This window comes from Mesorhizobium sp. M7A.F.Ca.CA.001.10.2.1, assembly GCF_003998575.1.
Classification (GTDB): Bacteria; Pseudomonadota; Alphaproteobacteria; order Rhizobiales; family Rhizobiaceae; genus Mesorhizobium.
The window spans coordinates 1-555 of the sequence record NZ_RZQY01001290.1 but is presented as its reverse complement, the minus strand read 5'-3'; the positions used below and the strand labels follow the sequence as shown (position 1 = coordinate 555).

At 70.1% G+C, this 555-nt stretch carries 1 pseudogene; it reads left to right on the top strand.

The features are described 5' to 3' along the window. Window positions 1-488: pseudogene (locus EN964_RS36705) on the top strand (MFS transporter); the annotation flags it as partial. Window positions 489-555: the final 67 nt, after the last annotated feature.

Here is a 555-nt window from a genome sequence, read left to right as displayed (position 1 = left end):
GTCTCAGCCAGATCGCGTTGCCCGGCATGCTGCTCGCCTTCGGCGTCGGCGCCGTCATCGGCAACATTGGCGGCGGCCAGGCTGCCGACCGGTTCGGCGCGACCCGCACCGTCGGCTGGTCGTTGGCGCTGAGTGCCGGCATGCTGGTCCTGCTGTCGGTCATCCCGACCTTTCTGCCGCCGCATATTGCCGGACCGGCGCTGATGGCGATGATGGTGCCGTGGGGCATCGTCGGCTGGGCCTTCCCGCCGGCGCAGGCCAGCCGCATCATCAAGCTGGCGCCCGACGCCGCACCGATCGTGCTGTCGCTCAATGCTTCGGCGCTCTATCTCGGCGTCGCACTCGGCGCGGTGGTCGGCGGTGCCGTGCTGCGCTACGGCGCGCCGGCCGATCTCGGCCTGGTCGCCGCGATCTTCCCGATCATCGGGCTTGGCATCGTGGTCGCCGGCCGCCGGGCGGCTCGGCCTGTAGAGATGCCTGCCGAGTAATCTCTTTGAAAGCCGTCGGCCGGCTCAGCTGGCCGGCGGCAGATCGAAATCGAGCGCGGCGATGTCA